General features: G+C 68.8%; 16 protein-coding genes. 5 read left to right on the forward strand and 11 right to left on the reverse strand.

What is annotated here, in order from left to right; all coding sequences use genetic code 11:
• Positions 1-289 precede the first annotated feature (289 nt).
• From ACYQ1H_RS03565 to ACYQ1H_RS03600, 8 genes are all read right to left on the reverse strand, one after another.
• Complete coding sequence (locus ACYQ1H_RS03565; RefSeq protein WP_460026687.1) at positions 290-1,777, reverse strand: alginate export family protein; 1,488 nt, start codon at positions 1,775-1,777, stop codon at positions 290-292.
• Between the two features lie 268 nt (positions 1,778-2,045).
• A complete protein-coding gene (locus tag ACYQ1H_RS03570) occupies positions 2,046-2,624 on the reverse strand; it encodes an ANTAR domain-containing response regulator (RefSeq protein WP_460026688.1) in 579 nt (192 codons plus the stop codon).
• On the reverse strand, positions 2,621-3,874 hold the full coding sequence (locus ACYQ1H_RS03575; RefSeq protein WP_460026689.1) for a CmpA/NrtA family ABC transporter substrate-binding protein: 1,254 nt from the start codon (positions 3,872-3,874) through the stop codon (positions 2,621-2,623). Before ACYQ1H_RS03575 ends, ACYQ1H_RS03570 begins: the two co-directional genes overlap by 4 nt.
• Positions 3,871-6,552 (reverse strand): molybdopterin-dependent oxidoreductase, encoded by a 2,682-nt coding sequence (locus ACYQ1H_RS03580; protein ID WP_460026690.1) that lies wholly within the window; start codon positions 6,550-6,552, stop codon positions 3,871-3,873. The genes ACYQ1H_RS03575 and ACYQ1H_RS03580 overlap by 4 nt, the downstream gene beginning before the upstream one ends.
• Before the next feature lie 58 nt (positions 6,553-6,610).
• Positions 6,611-6,919, reverse strand: coding sequence for a nitrite reductase small subunit NirD (nirD, locus tag ACYQ1H_RS03585; protein WP_460026691.1), 309 nt, complete (start codon positions 6,917-6,919; stop codon positions 6,611-6,613).
• Between the two features lie 4 nt (positions 6,920-6,923).
• Positions 6,924-9,356, reverse strand: a complete 2,433-nt coding sequence (gene nirB / locus ACYQ1H_RS03590; RefSeq protein ID WP_460026692.1) for a nitrite reductase large subunit NirB — start codon at positions 9,354-9,356, stop codon at positions 6,924-6,926.
• A gap of 236 nt (positions 9,357-9,592) precedes the next feature.
• Positions 9,593-11,317, reverse strand: coding sequence for a bifunctional protein-serine/threonine kinase/phosphatase (locus tag ACYQ1H_RS03595; RefSeq protein ID WP_460026693.1), 1,725 nt, complete (start codon positions 11,315-11,317; stop codon positions 9,593-9,595).
• Between the two features lie 9 nt (positions 11,318-11,326).
• Complete coding sequence (locus tag ACYQ1H_RS03600) at positions 11,327-12,601, reverse strand: nitrate/nitrite transporter (protein ID WP_460026694.1); 1,275 nt, start codon at positions 12,599-12,601, stop codon at positions 11,327-11,329.
• 336 nt (positions 12,602-12,937) lie between these two features.
• Here ACYQ1H_RS03600 and ACYQ1H_RS03605 point away from each other — a divergent pair, with 336 nt between their 5' ends.
• From ACYQ1H_RS03605 to ACYQ1H_RS03620, 4 genes are read left to right on the forward strand one after another with little or no spacing between them, the layout of a single operon-like run.
• On the forward strand, positions 12,938-13,720 hold the full coding sequence (locus ACYQ1H_RS03605; RefSeq protein ID WP_460026695.1) for an enoyl-ACP reductase FabI: 783 nt from the start codon (positions 12,938-12,940) through the stop codon (positions 13,718-13,720).
• A gap of 10 nt (positions 13,721-13,730) precedes the next feature.
• Positions 13,731-14,510 carry an ABC transporter ATP-binding protein gene (locus ACYQ1H_RS03610; protein ID WP_460026696.1) on the forward strand — a complete coding sequence of 260 codons (780 nt, stop codon included), beginning with the start codon at positions 13,731-13,733 and terminating at the stop codon, positions 14,508-14,510.
• Positions 14,507-15,289, forward strand: a complete 783-nt coding sequence (locus ACYQ1H_RS03615; protein WP_460026697.1) for an ABC transporter permease — start codon at positions 14,507-14,509, stop codon at positions 15,287-15,289. The genes ACYQ1H_RS03610 and ACYQ1H_RS03615 overlap by 4 nt, the downstream gene beginning before the upstream one ends.
• Positions 15,286-16,257, forward strand: a complete 972-nt coding sequence (locus ACYQ1H_RS03620) for an ABC transporter substrate-binding protein (RefSeq protein WP_460026698.1) — start codon at positions 15,286-15,288, stop codon at positions 16,255-16,257. Before ACYQ1H_RS03615 ends, ACYQ1H_RS03620 begins: the two co-directional genes overlap by 4 nt.
• Before the next feature lie 36 nt (positions 16,258-16,293).
• Here ACYQ1H_RS03620 and ACYQ1H_RS03625 read toward each other — a convergent pair whose 3' ends face one another.
• Positions 16,294-16,476 (reverse strand): hypothetical protein, encoded by a 183-nt coding sequence (locus tag ACYQ1H_RS03625; protein ID WP_460026699.1) that lies wholly within the window; start codon positions 16,474-16,476, stop codon positions 16,294-16,296.
• Between the two features lie 86 nt (positions 16,477-16,562).
• Positions 16,563-17,840: an MBL fold metallo-hydrolase gene (locus tag ACYQ1H_RS03630; protein WP_460026700.1), complete on the reverse strand. Its 1,278-nt coding sequence runs from the start codon at positions 17,838-17,840 to the stop codon at positions 16,563-16,565.
• A gap of 166 nt (positions 17,841-18,006) precedes the next feature.
• Here ACYQ1H_RS03630 and ACYQ1H_RS03635 point away from each other — a divergent pair, with 166 nt between their 5' ends.
• Positions 18,007-18,375 carry a translation initiation factor Sui1 gene (locus ACYQ1H_RS03635; RefSeq protein WP_460026701.1) on the forward strand — a complete coding sequence of 123 codons (369 nt, stop codon included), beginning with the start codon at positions 18,007-18,009 and terminating at the stop codon, positions 18,373-18,375.
• A gap of 22 nt (positions 18,376-18,397) precedes the next feature.
• On the opposite strand, the gene ACYQ1H_RS03640 is transcribed toward ACYQ1H_RS03635, so the two are convergent.
• The gene (locus ACYQ1H_RS03640) at positions 18,398-19,453 is read right to left on the reverse strand and encodes a BLUF domain-containing protein (RefSeq protein WP_460026702.1); all 1,056 of its coding nucleotides are present in this window, start codon (positions 19,451-19,453) and stop codon (positions 18,398-18,400) included.
• Positions 19,454-19,594: the final 141 nt, after the last annotated feature.

Below are 19,594 nucleotides of genomic sequence, written 5' to 3' on the forward strand. Positions count from 1 at the left end.
CTAGCGGCGAGGGGCTGGATTCGAGAAGATAGGCATCATGGCTGGATCGTGACACCTCTCGCAGGGGAAGACCTGATGGATTTCACCCACATGACCCTGGACGAATTTACTCAGCTCTCTCAGCGCATGAAACCCTTCCTGTAGGTTCCAGGAGATACGCCTGGCTGGCTACAGCCTGCGAGGCGGGAGCATCCTCATAATCTGGTATGCCCCACCCTGCTCCTGCAGCGACACACGGTAAAGATAGTCGGACAAAAACCGAATTGCCCCTGGGAGAAACCCGGCACCGCTAGAAACTGATCACCGTTTCCAGAAACCCGTAATTGCCGTTCGCGCCGGCGTAATTGCTCTCGATGATGGACTGGCCGAAGGCATGCGCATACATGGCGTTGACGGTCAGGTTTTCGACTGGCCGGTAGGAGAGCGCCACATGCGTCAGGTTGGCGAGATCGGCATGGCCATGGGTCGGCGTGCCCAGGAAGCCGAAGAACCGCTGGTTGCTGGCACCACTGCTGGCGTAGACCAGGTCTGCCGTCGCATTGACGCTGAGCGCGTGGAAGTCGGCCCGCAGGGTGACCGCGGGATGCGGCCGCAGGATCGCCTGCACGAACACATCCTGATTGTTCATCATGTTGTAGAAGGGGAACTGGGCATACAGCCAGGCCGTCGGCAGCAGCTGGAAGAAGGTGCCGTGGGTGTCATCGTCGGGATTGCCGTCACCGGAGCCGCTGTTGATGCCCGCCCTCAGCCACGGGCTGGCCCAGACATCCGTCAGCTGGTAGCCCAGTTCCGCGCCAAAGGCAAAGGCGCCCTGGGTCTGTGCCTGCCACTGGCCGAACTGGCCGAAGCCGTACAGCAGGCCGTCGAGGCGGCCGCTCCCTGCCTCCCAGACATGGACGGCATGTCCGCCCACCGTGTGCAGGTCGATGTGCGAGCCCCGCTGTGGCGGCAGCGTCTGGGCATTGTCGACCACGATCACGTCCGGCCGGTCGTCGTGGTAGACATACCAGGCCAGCCGGCCCAGCGTCCGGCCGAAGCGGTCGCCATCGCGCAGCCCAAGGGTGACGCCGGCGATGTTGATCCCCTCGATCGAATACATGCCGTTGATGTCGAAGCCGCCCTGGGTGGGGACAAAGCCGAAGCCCGAGATTTCGTAGTCGGCGGTCCCGTAGCCGAGCGTCCCGCCGTCGAAGCTGCGCCCGGCATGGGTGTAGTCGAAGGCGCCGATCAGGCGCTGGGCCAGCCGCTGTTCCTGTATCCACTTGAGCCCCTTGTCGGTCGCCAGGCCCTGCATGCCGTCCGCGTATAGCTGCCGGCCGCCGGACAGCCAGAATCCGGACTGCCGGAGCTTCAGGTAGCCCTGCCGCAGGAAGGCGCTGTTCTGGTTGATGTGCTCGGAGTTCTCGTAATAGCGGGCACCGAGACCGACGCCGTTGTCGGGCAGGCCGGCCAGGGTCGTATCCTGGAACTGGGCGAAACCGTCCAGCCAGTCGTCGTGGTTCAGCCGCAGCCCCAGCTGGAACTTGTTGCCCATGAAACCGTAGTCGTAGGTCCGGTCCAGCACGACATCCCTGATCTTGGGCTTGCCGAACCAGTCGACGGCCTCGCCGCGCAGGCGTTCACAGATTTCCAGCCTGAGCCGGGTCGCGCCCCCCAGTTCCATGGCTAGGGGATTGCCGGCATCCGCCGACGCCAGGGTGGACAGACCGGCCAGCAGCAATCCTGCCGGAAAAGCCGGAGTGCCGGGACGAAAGCCGCTGCATTTGCACGTTTTCATGGCGTACCTCTTTGAGAATCGACCACTCAAAAAGGCTGCCCATGCATCCGGCTATCGCCGTCGTCTGGTGCGTCCCGAAGGGATGGGCAGCCGAGGACGACGTTGTCCAGCCGAGTGGCTTTTCCGGCGTTGGCAAAGCCACGCCTGACTACTGCAGATTCCGTGCCTTGAACAAGCCCGGGAATACCGGGCGTTCCCGGGTTTCAGCCCCGTCGGGGCGCCTGTTTCCGGTGCACACCGGCCCGCCGTGAGACAGCCCGCGCTGCCGTCAGAGCTCCAGTTCGTGGATCGAGACCAGCGTCCTGGCGATGTCGCCGATCCGCTGGTTGCGGTCCATCGCTGCCTTGCGCAGCGCGGCGTAGGCCTTGTCCTCGGAAATGCCGTGCTGGCGCATGAGAATGCCCTTGGCCTTCTCGATGATCTTGCGATCGGCCAGCTGGGACTTGGTGTCCGACAACTCCTGGCGCAGCGCCTCGAACTCGCGGAAACGGGCCAGCGCCACCTCGACGATGGGCATCACCCGTTCCTTGTCCAGGCCATCCACCACATAGGCGCTGACACCGGCCCGCACGGCCTGGCGGATGTAGTCGCGGTCGCGGTTGTTGGAAAACATGATGATCGGCTTGGGCCGGTCGCGGCCGATCTCGCGCATCTGCTCCAGGGTGTCGCGGCCGGGCGACTCCATGTCGACGATGATGATGTCCGGCCCGAACCGGCGCACCGCCTCGGCCAGGCCGCGCCCGGCGGGGACCCGCTCGATCTGCGTGTGGCCGGCGTCGGTCAGCGCCTGCTCGATGATGGCGCTGCGACCGGGATGCTGGTCGACCAGCATGATCCTCAGGTTCATGCCCCGCCCCGTCGCCAGTCCCCGGGCGCCACCCGCCGGTCCCACGGCTGGCCATCGGACAGATAGCCGATGGGGTCGCGCGGATCGAAGCGCCGGCCATCGCAGAAGCGGTCCGCGCCCAGGGTCAGCGGCCCGCTGGCCTCGGCCAGCGGGTATTCGGTCTCGTGCCCACCCTCCGGCTTGTCGTCGACCAGCGGACAGGCCAGCCCCAGCGCGGCGGCGGCCTCCCGGTACAGGTCCGGCCGGTAGACACGCCCGGCCAGTGGACGCAGCGGCAGCGCCATGTCGATCTGGCCCCAGCGCGCCATCTGGGTCAGGAACCACAGGGCGTGCGAACGCCAGGGGAAGGTCGCGGCATAGCGGAAGAAGACCGGGCCAGCCACCCCCGCCAGGATCTGCCGGACGAGCGGCGCCGGCACGCCGACATAGTCCTCCCGCGCCAGCAGCTCGGCCAGCGCCCCGTCATGCCCCCGCGCTTCCAGCCACTGCGCCGCCTTCAGCAGGGCAATCAGCAGGGCGCGATGGGTCGCGGGATGACCCGCCGCCCAGGTCTCGGTCACCGCGAATACCTTTTCCGGGTGATGGCGCCAGACCGCGTGATCGGCCAGCAGCACGACGCCCGCCCCCTGCGCCATGGCCAGACTGCCCCAGGGTTCGCCGACGCAGAAACCCTCGATCTCGCCGGCTGCCAGCGCCTCGACCATGAACGGCGGTGGCACCACGTCGAGATGGACATCGCGATCGGGATGCAGCCCGTGGGCGGCCAGCCAGTAGCGCAGCAGATAGTTGTGACTGGAATACGGGAACACCACGCCCAGTCGCAGCGGACGCCCCTGTTCCCGCCGCCGCCAGGCGACCCGCGCCAGCCGTGCGCCGGAACCGCCCTCGCCCGGCGTGGATGCCAGCGCAGCCATGGCCGCATGCAACCGCGTCGAGACGCCGATGACATTGCCGTTGAGCCCCAGGCTCAGCGCCGTCAGCATCGGCACGCCGGCCACCGGTTCCGGCAGGCTGGCCGCCAGCGGCAACGGCGCCAGCATCTGCGCGCCGTCCAGCGTCCCGGCCGCGACCTTGTCGCGGATGTTGGCCCAGGACACTTCCCGCGACAGATTCACCCGCAGACCCTGCTCGGCGAAGAAGCCCCGCTCCAGCGCCACCACCAGCGGCGCGCAATCGATCAGCGGCATGAAGCCCAGATTCAGGTCGGGCTGCTCGATCCGGTCATGGGCATCCGATGGGACAGGAGTCATCCGCGTTCCGCCAGTAGTGATTGGAGTTCCGGGATGCAGGAACCACAATTCGTGCCAGCCCTCAGCGCCTCGCCGATGGCCTCGACCGAACCCAACTGCCCGTCGCGGATGGCCTGACGCAGGGTATTGACGCCCACACCGAAGCAGGCGCAGACCGCGCGGCCCGGGTCCTCGCCGGCGAGCGGCTTGCCCAGCAGCAGGCTGCGGCGGTCGGCGTCATCCAGCGACTCGCGGGCGAACAGCCCGCCCAGCCACTCGCGCGGCTGCGGCAAGGCCGCCCGGTCGACGAACAGGCAGCCCATCAGCCGGCCGTCGCGCAGCCAGGCGCAGCGGTAGCGCCCGGCGCGGAGATCGTGCATCTCGGCCCACTCGTCGCCGGGATTGTCGGCGGCGGCTTCCCCGGGATAGCCCAGCAGTCGGCGGGCATGGGCGGGCCAGTCCCCCGGGGCGCGGGTATCCGCCAGCTCATGGCGCCAGTGGTGGCGGCCAATGGCGCGCACCGCATAGGCCACCGACGGCAGCGGTACGGCCTGGCGGGTCAGCAGGAAGCCCTGCCAGAGCGGGCGCCAGGGCTTGATGCGCAGCGGAGTGTGCTTGGATTCGGGCTCGCCCGACACGGGATCGACCAAGGGATTCACCAGGGCGTTGACCAGCCCGGCGGACGCATTGCGGAACGACCAGTGCATGGGCATGAACACCGAGTCCGGCGGCGTGTCGGCGCTCACCCGTGCCCGGGCGATGGCCACGCCATGGGCGGTTTCCAGCCGGACCAGGCTGTCGTTGGCGATGCCGTGGCGCGCCGCCGTGTCGGGGTGCAGCTCCGCACAGGGCTCGGGCGCATGCTGGGACAGGCGCGGCGATTTGCCGGTACGGGTCATGGTATGCCACTGGTCGCGGACCCGTCCGGTGTTCAGGCTCAGCGGCAACCCGGCCGAGAGCTTGCGGCCGAGATCCTCGATCCGCGGCGCGACCAGGCGGGCGCGGCCATCGCCATGGCCGAACCGCCCCTCGGCGTACAGCCGCGCGGTGCCTTGGGGCGCTTCCGCATTGACCGGCCATTGCAATGGCGGCAAGGCGTCGTAGCCGCGCGGGTCCAGGTCGGCCAGCCCGGAGATGTCGAAGCGGCGCGTGCCGGCATTGCGGTAGCCCGACAGGCGGGCGTGCTCGACAAAGATCGCCTGCGCCGACTCGTAGGGGAAACCGTCGGCATAACCCAGCCGCCGCGCCACCTGGGTCAGCATCCACCAGTCCGGCCTGGCCTCGCCCGGTGCCGGCAGGAAGGCGCGCTGGCGGGAGATGCGACGCTCGGAATTGGTGACGGTGCCATCCTTCTCGCCCCAGGTCTGCGCCGGCAGACTGACATGCGCATAAGGGGTGAGATCGGTCTCCGCCTCGCAGTCGGCCACCACCACGAACTCGCAGCGCGCCAGCGCGGCACGGACCCTGCGGCTGTCGGGCAGGCTGACCACCGGGTTGGTGCCCATGATCCAGACCGCCCGGACCCGGCCCGCGGCGATGGCGTCGAACAGGTCGACGGCCTTCAGCCCGGGCCGCTCGGCGATGCGCGGGCTGTTCCAGAACTCGCGCAGCAGCGCCCGGTGGCCGGCCCGCTCCAGGTCGAGGTGCGCGGCCAGCTGGTTGGCCAGCCCGCCCACCTCGCGCCCGCCCATGGCGTTGGGCTGGCCGGTCAGGGACAGCGGCCCCATGCCGGGCTTGCCGATGCGCCCCGTCGCCAGGTGCACGTTGAGGATGGCGTTGACCTTGTCGCTGCCGGTCGCCGACTGGTTGATGCCCTGCGACCAGGCGGTGACGGTCTTGTCGGTCCGTGCGAACCAGCGATAGAAACGGGCCAGGTCGCCCTCCGCCACGCCGCAGGCCGCGGCCACCGCCGGTAGCGACGGGGCGGTGGTGCGAGCGGCGGCGAGGGTTTCGCCGTAGCCCGCAAGATGGCGTTCGAGAAAGCCATAATCGAGCCGGTCGTCCCGGCGCAGGTAATCCAGCAGGCCGGCGAACAGCAAGGCGTCGGTGCCGGGCCGGATGCCCAGGTGCAGATCGGCGCCCTCGGCGGTGGCGGTCCGGCGTGGGTCGATCGTCACCAGCCGCCGGCCGGGATGATCCTGGCGCGCCTTGAGGAGGCGCTGGTAGAGCACCGGATGGCACCAGGCGGCATTGGAGCCGACCAGCACGACCAGATCGGCCAGTTCCAGATCCTCGTAGCAGCCCGGCACCGCGTCCTCGCCGAAGGCGCGCGTCTGGGCGGCAACGGTCGAGGCCATGCACAGCCTTGAATTGGTGTCGATGTTGGCTGCACCGATGTAGCCCTTCATCAGCTTGTTGGCGACGTAATAGTCCTCCGTCAGCCACTGGCCGGAGCCGTAGAAGGCCACCGCCTCCGGGCCGTGCGCGTCGATGACGGCGCGAAACCGTGCCGCCACCTCGTCCAGCGCCCGCGCCCAGCTCACGGTTTCCCGGCCGATGCGCGGTGCCAGCAGGCGCGTGCGCAGCGACAGGGTCTCGCCGAGGGCGGAGCCCTTGGAACACAGCCGGCCATAATTGGCGGGATGGTCGGGATCGCCCCTGACCACGGCGGCCTCGGCGCCGGCCGGGGTCGCCAGGACGCCGCAGCCGACGCCGCAGTAGGGACAGGTGGTTCTTATCGGAGCCGCGCTCGCGTTCATGGAAGTCTCCTTGCCCTCATCGCCAGGACCGGGCCCGGTCCGGCTGTCCGGCCAGCGCTCAGGCACGCAGCCAGACGCAGCCATCCTCGACCTTCACCGCATGACAGAAGGTCTGGCCCGTGTCCGGAGCCACGGCCTCGCCGGAGGTCAGGTCGATGACCCAGTTGTGCAGCGGACAGGTGACCCGGTGGCCATGCACGATACCCTGCGACAGGGGCCCGCCCCGGTGCGGGCAGCGGTCGCGAACCGCGAACACGCGGTCGTCCTGGGAGCGGAACAGGGCGATATCCCCGGCCGCCGTGGCGACAACGCGGGAACCCTGACGCGGGATGTCGGCCAGCTGGCCGATGCGAGTCCAGTTCTGCATGGTGTTACTCCAGGGTCTCGAGGGGGATGAAGTCGCCGCGGGCCGCGGGCCGGGCCAGCTCTGCCCAGGGGTCCACCTGCGCGGTTGCCTGGGATTGCCGGAAGCGCCGGTACAGCGTCTGGCGATCCTCGGCATTCTCCACGATGCGCGACCTGACGTAGGACAGGCCGACGCGCTCGAGCCACGGCGCGGTGCGCTCGAGGTAGCGGCCCTGCTCGCGGTAGAGTTGCATGAAGGCGCCACAGTACTCCATCACCTCAGCCTCGGTCGCCACCTTGCAGAGGAGATCGGTGCCGCGCATCTTGATGCCGCCGTTGCCGCCGACGTGGATTTCGTAGCCGGAATCGACGCAGACCACGCCGAAGTCCTTGATCGTGGCCTCGGCGCAGTTACGCGGGCAGCCGGACACCGCCATCTTGAACTTGTGCGGGGTCCACGAACCCCAGGTCATCTTTTCCAGCCTGACACCCAGCCCGGTGGAATCCTGGGTGCCGAAGCGGCACCACTCGGCGCCGACACAGGTCTTCACGGTACGCAGGCTCTTGCCATAAGCGTGCCCGGAAACCATGCCGGCCGCGTTGAGATCGGCCCAGACCGCCGGCAGGTCCTCCTTCCTGACGCCCAGGAGGTCGATCCGCTGGCCGCCGGTGACCTTGACCGTGGGAATCCTGTACCGGTCGGCCACGTCGGCGATAGCGCGCAGTTCGTCCGGCGTGGTCAGACCGCCCCACAGGCGCGGCACCACCGAATAGGTACCATCCTTCTGGATGTTGGCATGGACACGCTCGTTGATGAAGCGCGACTGCGGATCGTCGCGGTAGTGGCCGGGCCATGCGCACAGCAGATAGTAGTTCAGCGCCGGCCGGCAGACATGGCAACCGTCCAGGGTCCGCCATTCCAGGGCGCTGTAGACGGCCGAGAGCGATGTCAGGCCCTGCGCCACGATGGCCTCGCGCACGGCGTCGTGGGAATGGCGGGTGCAGGCGCAGATGGGCTTCTCGGCCGGCGTCTGCTCGTGGGTGCCGGCCGTCGCCGCCAGGATCTGCTCGACCAGCCCGGTGCAGGAGCCGCAGGACGCCGAGGCCTTGGTATGGGCGCGCACTTCGTCGAGGGTGAACAGCTTCTTCTGCACGATGGCGTCGACCACGGTCTTCTTGCAGACCCCGTTGCAGCCGCAGATTTCCGCGTCGTCAGGCATGCCGGCGATGCTCTGGCCCTCGCGCCCCTCGTCCGCCATGTGGGCGCGGCCGAACAGGATGGTATCGCGGAAATCGCCGATGTCGGTCTGCTCGCGCATGAGCTGGAAATACCAGTTGCCGTCGACCGTGTCGCCGTAGAGCACCGCGCCGCGGACGCGGTTGTCCTTGACCACCAGCTTCTTGTACATGCCCCGGGCGGCATCCTGGATCACCAGTTCCTCGCAGTCCTCGCCACCCTGGAACTCGCCGGCCGAGAACAGATCGATGCCGGTGACCTTGAGCTTGGTCGAGGTCACCGAGCCCTGGTAGCGGCCGATGCCGTATTCGGCCAGATGGTTGGCGCAGACCCGCGCCTGCTCGAAGGCCGGCGCCACCAGGCCGAACAGCCCGCCGCGATGCTGCACGCACTCGCCCACCGCATAGATGCTGGGGTCGTAGGTCTGCAGGGTGTCATTGACGACGATGCCCCGCTCGCAGTGGATGCCGGCCGACCTGGCCAGCTCGATGTTGGGACGGATGCCGACCGCCATCACCACCAGTTCGGCCGGGATTTCCAGCCCGCCCTTGAAGCGTACCGCGCGCACCCGCGCCTCGCCCAGCAGCGCCTCGGTCTGTGCCTCCATCAGGAAGTTGAGGCCGCCCGCCTCCAGCGAGCGCTTCAGCAGCGCTGCGGCCGCCTTGTCCAGCTGGCGGTCCATCAGGGTGTCGAGGACATGCACCACGGTGACCTCCATGCCGCGCTTGCGCAGGCCGTTGGCGGCCTCCAGGCCCAGCAGGCCGCCGCCGATGACCACCGCATGGCGGTGTTTCGCGCAGGCCTCCAGCATGTGGTTGACGTCGCGGATATCGCGGAAGCCGACCACGCCGTCCAGCTCGTGGCCCGGGATGGGCAGCATGAACGGCGTCGAGCCGGTGGCGATCAGCAGGCGGTCGTAGGCCGCCGTGCGTCCGCCCTCGGCCGTCACGCATTTCCGGCGCCGCTGGATGGCGGTCACGCGCTCGCCCTTGTGCAGCGTGATGCCGTGGCGCGCATACCAGTCGTCATCATTGAGGATGATGTCGTCGAGGCGCTTCTCGCCGGCCAGCACCGGGGACAGCAGGATGCGGTTGTAATTGCCGTGCGGCTCGGCGCCGAAGACCGTGATCTCGTAGAGATCGGGCGCAATCTTGAGGAGTTCCTCGACGGTACGCATGCCGGCCATGCCGTTGCCGACGACCACCAGTTTCTGTTTCTTCATGTCGGTTACCTGAAGCTTCGATTGCGTCGCAGTCGTGCCAAAAAAAAACGCCACCCACCCCGCGCCGGGGATGAATGACGTCGTTGTCATCGTGAAGGCGCCGCCGTTGGCGCTTGCCAATCATGAAGCAGGCTTCGTGCCATGCAGCCGGAATCGCCGACCGCCGTGGACCTGGCCTCGGCGCGTCGTCGGAGCGCCCGGCCGGCGCACCATTCCGGACCGGGCCACGCCTCGCCCTAGTGCGACAGGGCCGCCAGCCGTTGCAGCGCGGCAAGCAGGGCCAGCAGCAAGCCCGCCGACAGGCACTGCCAGAACAGCAGGGGGTTGCGCGAGTACAGCGGCAGGCGAGCCGGGCGCTGGACCGGGCGGCCGTTCGCCAGTCCCGCCTCCAACTCATGCGCCAGCTCCATAGCATCGGCATGGCGCCGTTCGGGATCGCTGGCCAGGGCGCGGTTCAGTGCGACCTCCAGCCAGACCGGCAGATCCGGCCGCAGCTGGGTCAGCGGCCGGATCTGGCCGAAGCGGGGCTGGCTGAAGGCCTCGATCTCGCCATAGGGATAGGCGCCCGCGGCGAACAGCCGGTAGAGCGTGACGCCGAGGGAAAACACGTCGCTGGCGCGGCTGCCGCGTTCGCCCCGGAACAGTTCCGGCGCCATGTAGGATGGCGTGCCGGGCACCGGCAGGTCGGAATCCTCCGGCCAGGCCGGCAGCCGGGCGATGCCCAGATCCAGCAGCCGCAGGCCGCCCGCGTCCGGCAGCAGCACGTTGTCCGGCTTGATGTCGCGGTGGACGACACCCTGGCGGTGCAGCGCGTAGACCGCCCGGCAGAGCCGCAACGCCAGCGCCAGACCGGCCGCCAGCGGTACCGGCCGGTGATGCCGCATCCAGGTCTCCAGCGTCAGCCCCGGGTAGTAGGGCATGAGCGCGTAGAGACAGCTCTGCCGGCCGGGTTCCGGCTCGATGAACTCGGCCAGCCAGGGACTTTTGACGCTGGCGCCGATCCAGGCCTCGCGGGCGAAGGCCTCCCGGTATTCGGCATCGCTGGCGGCCGTGGGCAGCGGCCACTTCACCACCAGTGGCTGCGGCCGGTCGGGCGCCTGCGCCTGGTACAGCACGCTGCAGCGGCCGGCGGCGATCACCCGCGTCAGGACGAAGCCATCGACCCGCTGGCCGACGCCCGGCGGCGGCGCGAGCGGCAGGTCGCGCAGGGACAGCAGCAGTTCCTCGCGTGCCTTGCGCGGCAGTTCGACGACATCGACCACCAGCGCCGTCAGGTTGTCGTGGGCCCCGCGCGCCAGCGCCAGCTCGATCAGCCGCGCGGCGGTATGCCCGGGCGCCGCCCGCTCGGCCAGGCAGCGGCTCAGCTGTGCGGCGCCGAGGACGCCATGCAGGCCGTCGCTGCACAGCAGAAAGCGGTCGTGCGGCTCCAGCGCCAGCGTCCGGTGCTCGATCTTCAGCGATGACTCCAGCCCGACCGCGCGGTACAGCACATGCTCGTAGCCGGGTCGGCTCAGCGCATGATCCTGCGTCAGACAGGCCAGGCCAGCCCCGCGCAGGCGGTAGACGCGCGTGTCGCCGACGTGAAAGATCTGGGCCTGGCGGCCACGCAGCGCCAGGGCACTGAAGGCGCAGCCCATCCGGTCGAGGGCCGGATCACGCCGACCGATGTCGTGAATCCAGCGATTGGCGCTGTCCAGCGCCCGCGATGCCCGCCGGGCGACATCCAGCGTCGCCGGCAGCTGGTAATAGCCCTCGACGAAGGCCCGGGTCGCCACCTCCGCCGCCACCCGGCCACCGGCCAGGCCGCCGAGCCCGTCGGCCACCACCGCCAGCGCGCCATAGCGGGCCAGCTCGGCCGGCTCGGGTATGACACAGGCGACGTAGTCCTGATTGTCCGCGCGGGCGCCGATGGCGCTGGCCAGGCCGTGGGCGAGCCGCAAACCGTCGGGCGGCGGCGCCATGCCCGCCCGTCAGACCTGGGCGCCGGAGGCGGCGCCCCAGGTGGTGCGCCAGCGCCTGCGCACCCCGACCAGTCCGGCCAGCCCCAGCAGGGGCAGCAGGCCGAAAAGCAGGAAGCCGCCCGCGAACCCATGCTGCCAGGCCCAGGAGACGCCCAGCGCCTTGGCCAGGAAGAAGCCGCCGAGACCACCGGCGCAGCCCACCAGACCGGTGACGATGCCGATCTCCCGGCGGAAGCGCAGCGGCACCAGCTGGAAGATCGCCCCGTTGCCCATGCCCAGGGCCAGCATGCCGGCGAAGAACAGCGCGACGGCGACCCAGGCGCTGGCCGGCAGCTCGGCAAGCGCCCAGCCGGCCACGGTGGCGCCGCCGGTCACCGCCGGACTCGGCCCTTCCGGCAGCCGAGAGACGGCGACGTAGCTGAGCGAAACGATGGCCAGCAGGCATTCCAGGGTGCGGATGCCGCCGAAGCGGTCGGCCAGATAGCCGCCCACCGGGCGGAACATGGAGCCGGCGAACACCACCAGCGCCACCATGACGCCGGCGCTGACGCCGGAGACGTGGTACCAGTGGGTGAAATACAGCGGCAGCGCACCCCCGAGGCCGACGAAGCCGCCGAAGGTGATCGAATAAAAAAACATGAACCACCAGACATCGCTGTCGCGCAACACCCCGGCGTAGTCCCGCCAGGCCAGCGGCCGCGCCTGCGTCGGCGCGTCGCGGGCCATCAGCGCGTAGAGGATGAACACCACCGCCAGCGGGATCAGCAGGAAGCCGAACACGGCCTGCCAGCCGAACCGCTCCGCCAGTACCGGCACGATCAGCGAATCCAGCACCACGCCCATGTTGCCGGCCCCGGCGATGCCCATCACCAGGCCCTGGAACCTCGGCGGATACCAGCGACTCGCCTGCGGCAAGGCCACGGCAAAACTGGCGCCGGCGACACCCAGCAGGCATCCCAGCAGCTGGGCCTGCTGCCTGTCATGCAGGCCGAACAGCGCCACCCAGCCGAGCCCCGCCATCACCAGCAGCTGTGCCAGCAGCCCCGTGGTCTTGGGTCCGATCGCGTCCGCCAGGAAGCCGATCAGGATGCGCAATATCGCGCCGGACAGGATCGGGATGGCGACCAGCGTGAATTTCTCGCTGACCGGCAAGCCGAGATCCTGGGTGATGTAGAGGGACAGCGGGCCAAGCATGACCCACACCATGAACGATACGTCGAAGTAGAGGAAGGCCGCGACCAGGGTCGGCCAGTGGCCCGCCTGTCGAAATTCCCTGAAATGCATGAGCGACTCCTGAGCAGTGCGAGGGCAAAAAAAAACGCCTGCCAGCGGGATCCCGAGAGGATAAGGGTCGCGCCGGAAGACGTCTTTGTCGGGCGCCCACCGGCTTTGGTGGACGCCGCCTGATATAAAGCATACTTCATGCCAGAGAGGAAATCCGCTGCCCCGCCCCATGCCATGGGCGGCGCTCAGCGCGAACCCGGGCCACCGCCGCACCCGGTTGGCGCAGACCTGCCCCCATTCGGGCGGCCCCGGCCCGGCAGGTGTGGCGACGCTGGATACAAAGCGGTCCCCGGCGGCTATACTCTCGCCCCATTTGAGCCCTACGGAGGACAAGCAATGGCCTTTCTGCAGAACAAGCGCGCGCTGATCGTCGGCGTCGCCAGCAACCGTTCCATCGCTTATGGCATTGCCGAGGCCATGGCTCGCGAGGGCGCGGAAATCGCCCTCACCTACCAGAACGAAAAGCTCCGGGAACGGGTGGAGAAGCTGGCGGAGGAACTGGGCGCGAAGATCGTGCTGCCCTGCGACGTGGTCAGCGACGACGAAATCGCCGCGATGTTCGCCGAACTGGGCAAGCACTGGGACGGTCTGGACAGCATCGTCCACTCGGTGGCCTTCGCGCCGCGCGATGCGCTGGAAGGCAGCTATGTCGATGCCGTCACCCGGGAAAACTTCCGCCTCGCCCATGACGTCAGCTCCTACAGCTTCGCCGCGCTGGCAAAGGCCGGCCGGCCGCTGATGGCGGGACGCAATGGCTCGCTGCTGACCCTGACCTACCTGGGCGCCGAACGCGCCATCCCCAACTACAACGTGATGGGCGTGGCCAAGGCCAGCCTGGAGGCCAACGTCCGCTACCTGGCCGCCGCGCTGGGCCCCGAGGGCATCCGCGTCAACGCCGTGTCCGCCGGTGCCATCCGCACCCTGGCCGCTTCCGGCATCGCCAATTTCCGCGAGATGCTGGCCAAGGGCGAGCAGGCGGCGCCGCTGCGCAAGAACGTCACCATCGAGGAAGTCGGCAATGCCGCGGCCTTCCTGTGTTCCGACCTCGCCTCCGGCATCACCGGCGAAATCCTCTACGTCGACGCCGGCTACAACATCGTCGGCCTGTCGGGTCTGTGACCGCACCCGGATGACGCCCGCCCGGCAGCCGCCGGCCGCGCCACGGCCCGGTTGCGGACTGCGACTGCGCGGGCTGCGGCGGGTCTTCGGCGCCCGGACGGTCATCGAGGGCCTGGACCTCGACATCGCCCCGGGCGAATTCCTGGCACTGCTGGGTTCCTCCGGCTGCGGCAAGTCCACCCTGCTGCGGCTGATCGCGGGGCTGGACCAGCCGGACGGCGGCCTGCTGCAACGGCACAGCGGTGAACCGTCGCTGGCCTACGTGTTCCAGGACGCCAGCCTGATGCCCTGGCGCACGGTGCTCGGCAACGTAGCCCTGCCGTTGGAACTGGCCGGTGTCGGGCGATCCGGGCGGGAAGCGGCGGCGCATCGCCTGCTGGCCACCGTCGGCCTTGCCGATGCCGCCGGGCGTTTTCCGGCGGAGCTCTCGGGCGGCATGCGCATGCGGGTTTCGCTGGCACGGGCGCTGATCACGCAACCCAGCCTGCTGCTGCTGGACGAGCCCTTTGCCGCCCTGGACGAATTCACCCGCCAGCATCTGGACGAGCATCTGCAGCAGATCTGGCTGGCGCGGCGCATGACGGTGATCTTCGTCACGCATGCCATCGGCGAGGCGGTCTTCCTGGCCGACCGGGTGGCGGTGCTCGCGGGACAGGGCGGACGGCTGCTCGCCGACCGGCGCCTCGACCTGCCGCGCCCGCGGCCGCCGGAGCTGCGCACGACAGCCGGCTTCGTCGGCGAGGTGCAGGCGCTGTCCCGGCTGCTGCGCGGGGATGGCGAAAGGCCGTGAGTCCGGTCCGCCTGCAAACCTGGCTGCCGCCCCTGCTGAGCCTGCTCGGCATCGCGCTGGCGCTGGAAATCGGCCTGCGGCTCTCCGGCACGCCGGCCTACCTGCTGCCACGCCCCTCGGCCGTGATCGTGGCGTTGCTGGCCAGCAGCGCCGAGCTGGGCCGGGCCACGCTGCAAACCGCGCTGACGGCCAGCGCGGGTCTCCTGGCCAGCGCCCTGCTCGGCGGGCTTGCGGCCATCGCGCTGTGCAGCCATCCGTGGATACGCCGTGCCTTCTATCCCTACGCAGTGTTCTTCCAGACCGTGCCGATCGTCGCCATCGCGCCGATGCTGGTCGTCTGGTTCGGCTACGGTCCGCGGGCGGTGATCGCCTCGGCCTTCATCGTGTCGGTGTTTCCCGTCATCGCCAACACCCTGAGCGGGCTGCTGTCCAGCGACCCGGCCCTGCGCGATCTGTTCCGCATCTACCGTGCCGGGCGGCTGGCCACCCTGGTCAAGCTGCAAATCCCCGGTGCCCTGCCGCAATTCCTGACCGGCCTGCGCATTGCCTCGGGACTGGCGGTGATCGGCACCATTGTCGGCGAGTTCGTGGCCGACAGCTGGGAAAACGGCGGCGGCATCGGAACGGCGGTCGAGATCGCCATCAAGGAGCAGAAGACCGACAAGGTGTTCGCCGCCGTGCTGATGGCCTCGCTCCTCGGCCTCGCCTTCTTCGCGCTGGTGAGCCTCTTCAGCCGGCTGGCCATGCGCCGCTGGCGGCTAGCGGAAACCCGGGAATGAACAGGTTGCTCGACATCCTGCGCCTGCTGGTCTGCCTGTGGGCCCTGCTCCTGGCGGGCTGTCCGGAAGGGCGCGACGACACCGATGCGGACGGACGCCCACGCCTGAAACTGCAACTCAACTGGGTGCCGGAGCCGGAATTCGGCGGCTACTACGCGGCGCGGGAGATGGGCGCCTTCGCGGCGGAACGGCTGGACGTCGTCATCCAGCCCGGCGGCCCGGGCGTGCCGGTGGTGCCGATGGTGGCCGCCGGCCAGGCCGATTTCGGCATCACCAGCGCCGACAGCCTGTTGGTGGCGCGGGAGCGGGGCGTGGACATCGTGGCCGTGTTCGCCCTTTACCAGACCTTCCCGGAGGGCATCATGGTGCATGCCGAGCGCGGCCTGACGTCGATCGGCGAGGTCTTCGCGGGCGGCACGCTGGCAATGGAGGCGGGTACGCCCTACCACCGGTTGCTGGAGCAGCGCTACGGCTTCCGCAACATCCGCGCCGTGCCCTACAGCAACAACCTGGGGCCCTTCCTGCACGACCGCGATTTCGCCCAGCAGTGCTTCATCACCGCCGAGCCGGTGGCCGCCCGCCGCGCAGGCGCGCACCCGCAGGTCTTTCCCATCAGCGACATCGGCTACAACCCCTATGGCGGGGTTGTCTTCACCCGCCGCCGCCTGCTGGACGAGCGGCCGGAACAGGTCGCGGCCCTGGTACGGGCCATACGCCTGGGCTGGTCGCGCTACATGAGCGATCCCGCGCCGATCAACGCCGTGATGCACGGCCTCAACCCGACCATGGATCCCGACACCTTCGCCGAGGCGGCAGCCATCCAGCAGGCCCTGATCACCGGCCCGCAACCCGGCGGCACGCCGCTGGGACAGATGAGCCTGGAGCGCTGGCGCACGCTGGCCACGCAACTTGGCGAACTGGGCCTGATTTCGCGGGTGGCGCCGGAATCGGCCTTCGTCAATCCCTGAAGGCAGGGACCGGCAGGTTCCCCGGCCGGCCGGGCGTCAATGATGCTTGACGGCCACCACGTCCTCGAGCGCCCGCGCGGTCCTGGCAGCCACGGACTTGCCCGTTCCGGCCGTCTGGGCGGCCGTCCCGATGATTTCCTTGCGATATTTGTGGGCGAAATAACCGGCGGCCAACCCCAGGCCGAAAACCAGCCAGGGGTGCTTCGCAAACAGACGCATGTCCCGTTCCTCGGATGAAAGGCAAGAGTGAGCGGGCATTCTATCGGCTTTCCGGCGGCATGCCGGAGCCGGCACGGACGGGAGAGCTAGGGGGCGGCCAGGGCAAACCCCGAGGCCGATGCATCCGGGAGCGGCTGTCCCAGATCCAGCGTCTCGCCCTCGACGGCCAGGGCGCATTGCAGGCGGGCACCGGCGCTGTCCGCCAGCGCCTGGGCCAGGCCCAGCTTGCGCTCGATGTCGGCGTCGTCATGCTCCGGGTCGTGATGGAACAGGATCAGCTTGCGGACCTCGGCCTGCAGGGCCAGCCGGACGACCTGGCCGACACTGGAGTGGCCCCAGTTGACCTTACGCGGATACTCGTCGTCGAAGTAGGTCGTGTCGTGGATGAGGACATCCACACCGGAGAGGAACCGCGCCAGCCGCGCCACATAGACATCGTCCGGTGCCGGCTCGCCCAGTTCGTTGTCGGTGATGTAGGCCATCGAGCGGCCGGCATGATCGATGCGGAAGCCCAGGCAATTGCCCGGATGGCGCAGCCGCAGGGTGCGCACGGACACACCGTCGAAGCGGTACTCGCCCTCGTGCAGATCCTCGACCTTCAGCGCGGCGCCGAAGGCTTCCAGCGTGATGGGAAAGTAGACGCCGTCCATCTGCCCTTCCAGCAGGTCGCGGAACGAACGCTCGCCCTGCGGCGGCCCCATCAGGGTGATGCGGTTGCCGAGCCGATAGAACGGGGCGAAGAACGGCAGGCAGTTGAGGTGATCCCAGTGCGGATGGGAGATGAAGATCCGCCCGTCGAAACGGCCGCCCTCGCGTTCGAGCAGATAGCGCGAATAACGGCGCAGACCGGTCCCGGCATCGAAGACGAAATGCCGGTCGCGACCGATGTCGAGGCTCACGCAGGAGGTGTTGCCGCCATACTTGAGCGATTGCTCGCCCGGCATCGGCAGGGTTCCCCGCGTGCCCCAGAAGTGCAGGCGGAAGCGGCCGGCGTCGCTCTCCGCCGCCAGCAGCTGATCGAGATCGTAGGGCTTGTGCAGCACCTCGTCGGCACCTTCGGCATAGGCGCGCTGGCGACAGGTCTCCGAGGTATCGGCCGTGAGCAGAACCACCCGGCTCGATCGCAGTTCGGGGCGATGACGGATGGCCGCCAGCATCGCGAATCCGGCGTCGCCGGGCAGGTCGGCGTCGAGGAACAGGCTGGCCGGGCGGCAGGCCAGCAGGGTTTGCACCAAGGCATCGCCGTCCGCCTCGGCCAGCGCCAACCCGCGGGATTCGGCTGCCCGGACCACGGCGCTGCGCAACGGCGCCTGCCCCTCCAGCAGGAACCTGTGGGACGCCGGGGCTTTGGCCATGCTGGTCATGATTGCTCGGTGAGGGTCTGGAGGATGAGGTGAGTGAACAGGTCGACGCGGCCGCCGGCGTCGCTCAGGAGCGACCCTGTCTGGACCTGGAGCGGCCGGCCTGCCAGAATCGCCGCCTCGCATCCGGGCGCGTGGCGCCCGGCAGCCGAGCCAGCGAGTCCAGACGATGAACCAGTCCAGGAAATCCAGCCTCAACGCCCTCGTCTATTCCACCGCGCAGGGACGCATCTGCCCCGCCTGCCGCCAGCCCATCGCCGCCTGCAGCTGCCGGCGCCAGCGGCAGGCACCCGCATCCGACGGCATCGTCCGCATCCGCCGGGAAACCAAGGGACGGGCCGGCAAGGGCGTCACCGTGATCACCGGCGTGCCGCTGGAGGGCGCGGCGCTGGAGCAGCTCGGCAAACGGCTCAAGCAGCGTTGCGGCACCGGCGGCACGGTGAAGAACGGCACCATCGAAATCCAGGGTGATCATCGCGATCTCATCCTTGCTGAGTTGAGCCCATTCGGCTGGACGGTCAAGAAGGCCGGCGGCTGACCTTCAGGAGGACACCCGGCGGTCAGGAGAGTTCACAGCAGAGTTCCTCCATGTCGTCGAGGATCTGCTGGTAGGTCTTGATGTCGTCGACCACCGGATCGGTGATCGAGTAGATGGGCTGGGGCTGGCTCTGGCCCTTGAGGTGGAACTCCCCGGCACGCTCGAAGTGCCAGCCCTCGCGGCAGGCATCCCTGACCGGCTCGCTCAGGGCAATGGCCTTGCCGATGTTGCGCGTGAGCCCCTCCAGGCGCGCCGCCAGGTTGACGATGTCGCCGAGCACGGTGTAGTCCATCTTGATCGAGGAACCGATGTTGCCCTCGATCACCAGCCCCTTGCTCAGGCCGAAACCGCAGTAGAGATACTTCTGCAGCCGGCAGCGGCCGGCGGAACCGCGCAGCGCCTGGATCTCGCGCAGGGTTTCCACGCAGGCGCGGATCGCCAGATCGGCGGCGTCCGGGGGAAAATGCGCCATCACGCAGTCCCCGACGTACTTGCTGACCTGGCCGCCGTGCGCTACCACCTGGCGCGAGCAGGTGTCGAGGAACAGGTTGACCAGCTCGGCCACCTCCTCCACCGGAAAGCGTCCCGACAGATAGGAAAAGGCCACGATATCGCCGAACAGGATGACTTCCTCGGTCTTGCGCACCGGCACGCTCAGGGGATTGACGCCATCGGTGAGGAAACGCAGCACGGCCGGCTGCGTGTAGCGCTCGATGATGCGATGCGATTCGGTGATGTTCTCCAGCATGATGCGGATGGCTTGCAGGATCAGGTCACTGGTGCCATCCAGGCGCACGGTGCGCATCGACCAGCGGCCGAAGAAGCGCTCGCCGATGTCGTGTTCGGCCTTGAGGATCAGGACGTCCTGGTGGCGGGGGTCGCGACGGATGCGCTCCAGTACCCGGTCCACGTCATCCGGCTCGCCTTCCAGGATCTGGAAGAAGAATTCGTGCGCCGACAGCAGGATGCCGGTGACGCCGACCTTGGCATTGTTGATCGTCGAGCGCCGGCCGATTTCGTCGACCTCCTCGTCGCTCAGCTTGCGGGTCGTCGTACTGATGTACATGATGCGCTTCATACCGTCGCTCTCTCCTCGTCTGCGGCCGGCTCGCCGGACGCGCGTTTGTTGTTGTATGGCGGATGTCTGCTGACGCCGCGCCCGATCACCCTCCGTCGGCGATGCGCACCGATCGCCGCGTGACGTGCCCGATGCGGCACC

The sequence above is a fragment of the Methyloparacoccus murrellii genome (genome assembly GCF_054657115.1).

Coding starts and splice junctions, on each gene's coding strand:
- ACYQ1H_RS03565 (WP_460026687.1), bottom strand. CDS start 1,777: ATGAAAACGTGCAAATGCAGCGGCTTTCGTCCCGGCACTCCGGCTTTT.
- ACYQ1H_RS03570 (WP_460026688.1), bottom strand. CDS start 2,624: ATGAACCTGAGGATCATGCTGGTCGACCAGCATCCCGGTCGCAGCGCC.
- ACYQ1H_RS03575 (WP_460026689.1), bottom strand. CDS start 3,874: ATGACTCCTGTCCCATCGGATGCCCATGACCGGATCGAGCAGCCCGAC.
- ACYQ1H_RS03580 (WP_460026690.1), bottom strand. CDS start 6,552: ATGAACGCGAGCGCGGCTCCGATAAGAACCACCTGTCCCTACTGCGGC.
- nirD (WP_460026691.1), bottom strand. CDS start 6,919: ATGCAGAACTGGACTCGCATCGGCCAGCTGGCCGACATCCCGCGTCAG.
- nirB (WP_460026692.1), bottom strand. CDS start 9,356: ATGAAGAAACAGAAACTGGTGGTCGTCGGCAACGGCATGGCCGGCATG.
- ACYQ1H_RS03595 (WP_460026693.1), bottom strand. CDS start 11,317: ATGGCGCCGCCGCCCGACGGTTTGCGGCTCGCCCACGGCCTGGCCAGC.
- ACYQ1H_RS03600 (WP_460026694.1), bottom strand. CDS start 12,601: ATGCATTTCAGGGAATTTCGACAGGCGGGCCACTGGCCGACCCTGGTC.
- ACYQ1H_RS03605 (WP_460026695.1), top strand. CDS start 12,938: ATGGCCTTTCTGCAGAACAAGCGCGCGCTGATCGTCGGCGTCGCCAGC.
- ACYQ1H_RS03610 (WP_460026696.1), top strand. CDS start 13,731: ATGACGCCCGCCCGGCAGCCGCCGGCCGCGCCACGGCCCGGTTGCGGA.
- ACYQ1H_RS03620 (WP_460026698.1), top strand. CDS start 15,286: ATGAACAGGTTGCTCGACATCCTGCGCCTGCTGGTCTGCCTGTGGGCC.
- ACYQ1H_RS03625 (WP_460026699.1), bottom strand. CDS start 16,476: ATGCGTCTGTTTGCGAAGCACCCCTGGCTGGTTTTCGGCCTGGGGTTG.
- ACYQ1H_RS03630 (WP_460026700.1), bottom strand. CDS start 17,840: ATGACCAGCATGGCCAAAGCCCCGGCGTCCCACAGGTTCCTGCTGGAG.
- ACYQ1H_RS03635 (WP_460026701.1), top strand. CDS start 18,007: ATGAACCAGTCCAGGAAATCCAGCCTCAACGCCCTCGTCTATTCCACC.
- ACYQ1H_RS03640 (WP_460026702.1), bottom strand. CDS start 19,453: ATGAAGCGCATCATGTACATCAGTACGACGACCCGCAAGCTGAGCGAC.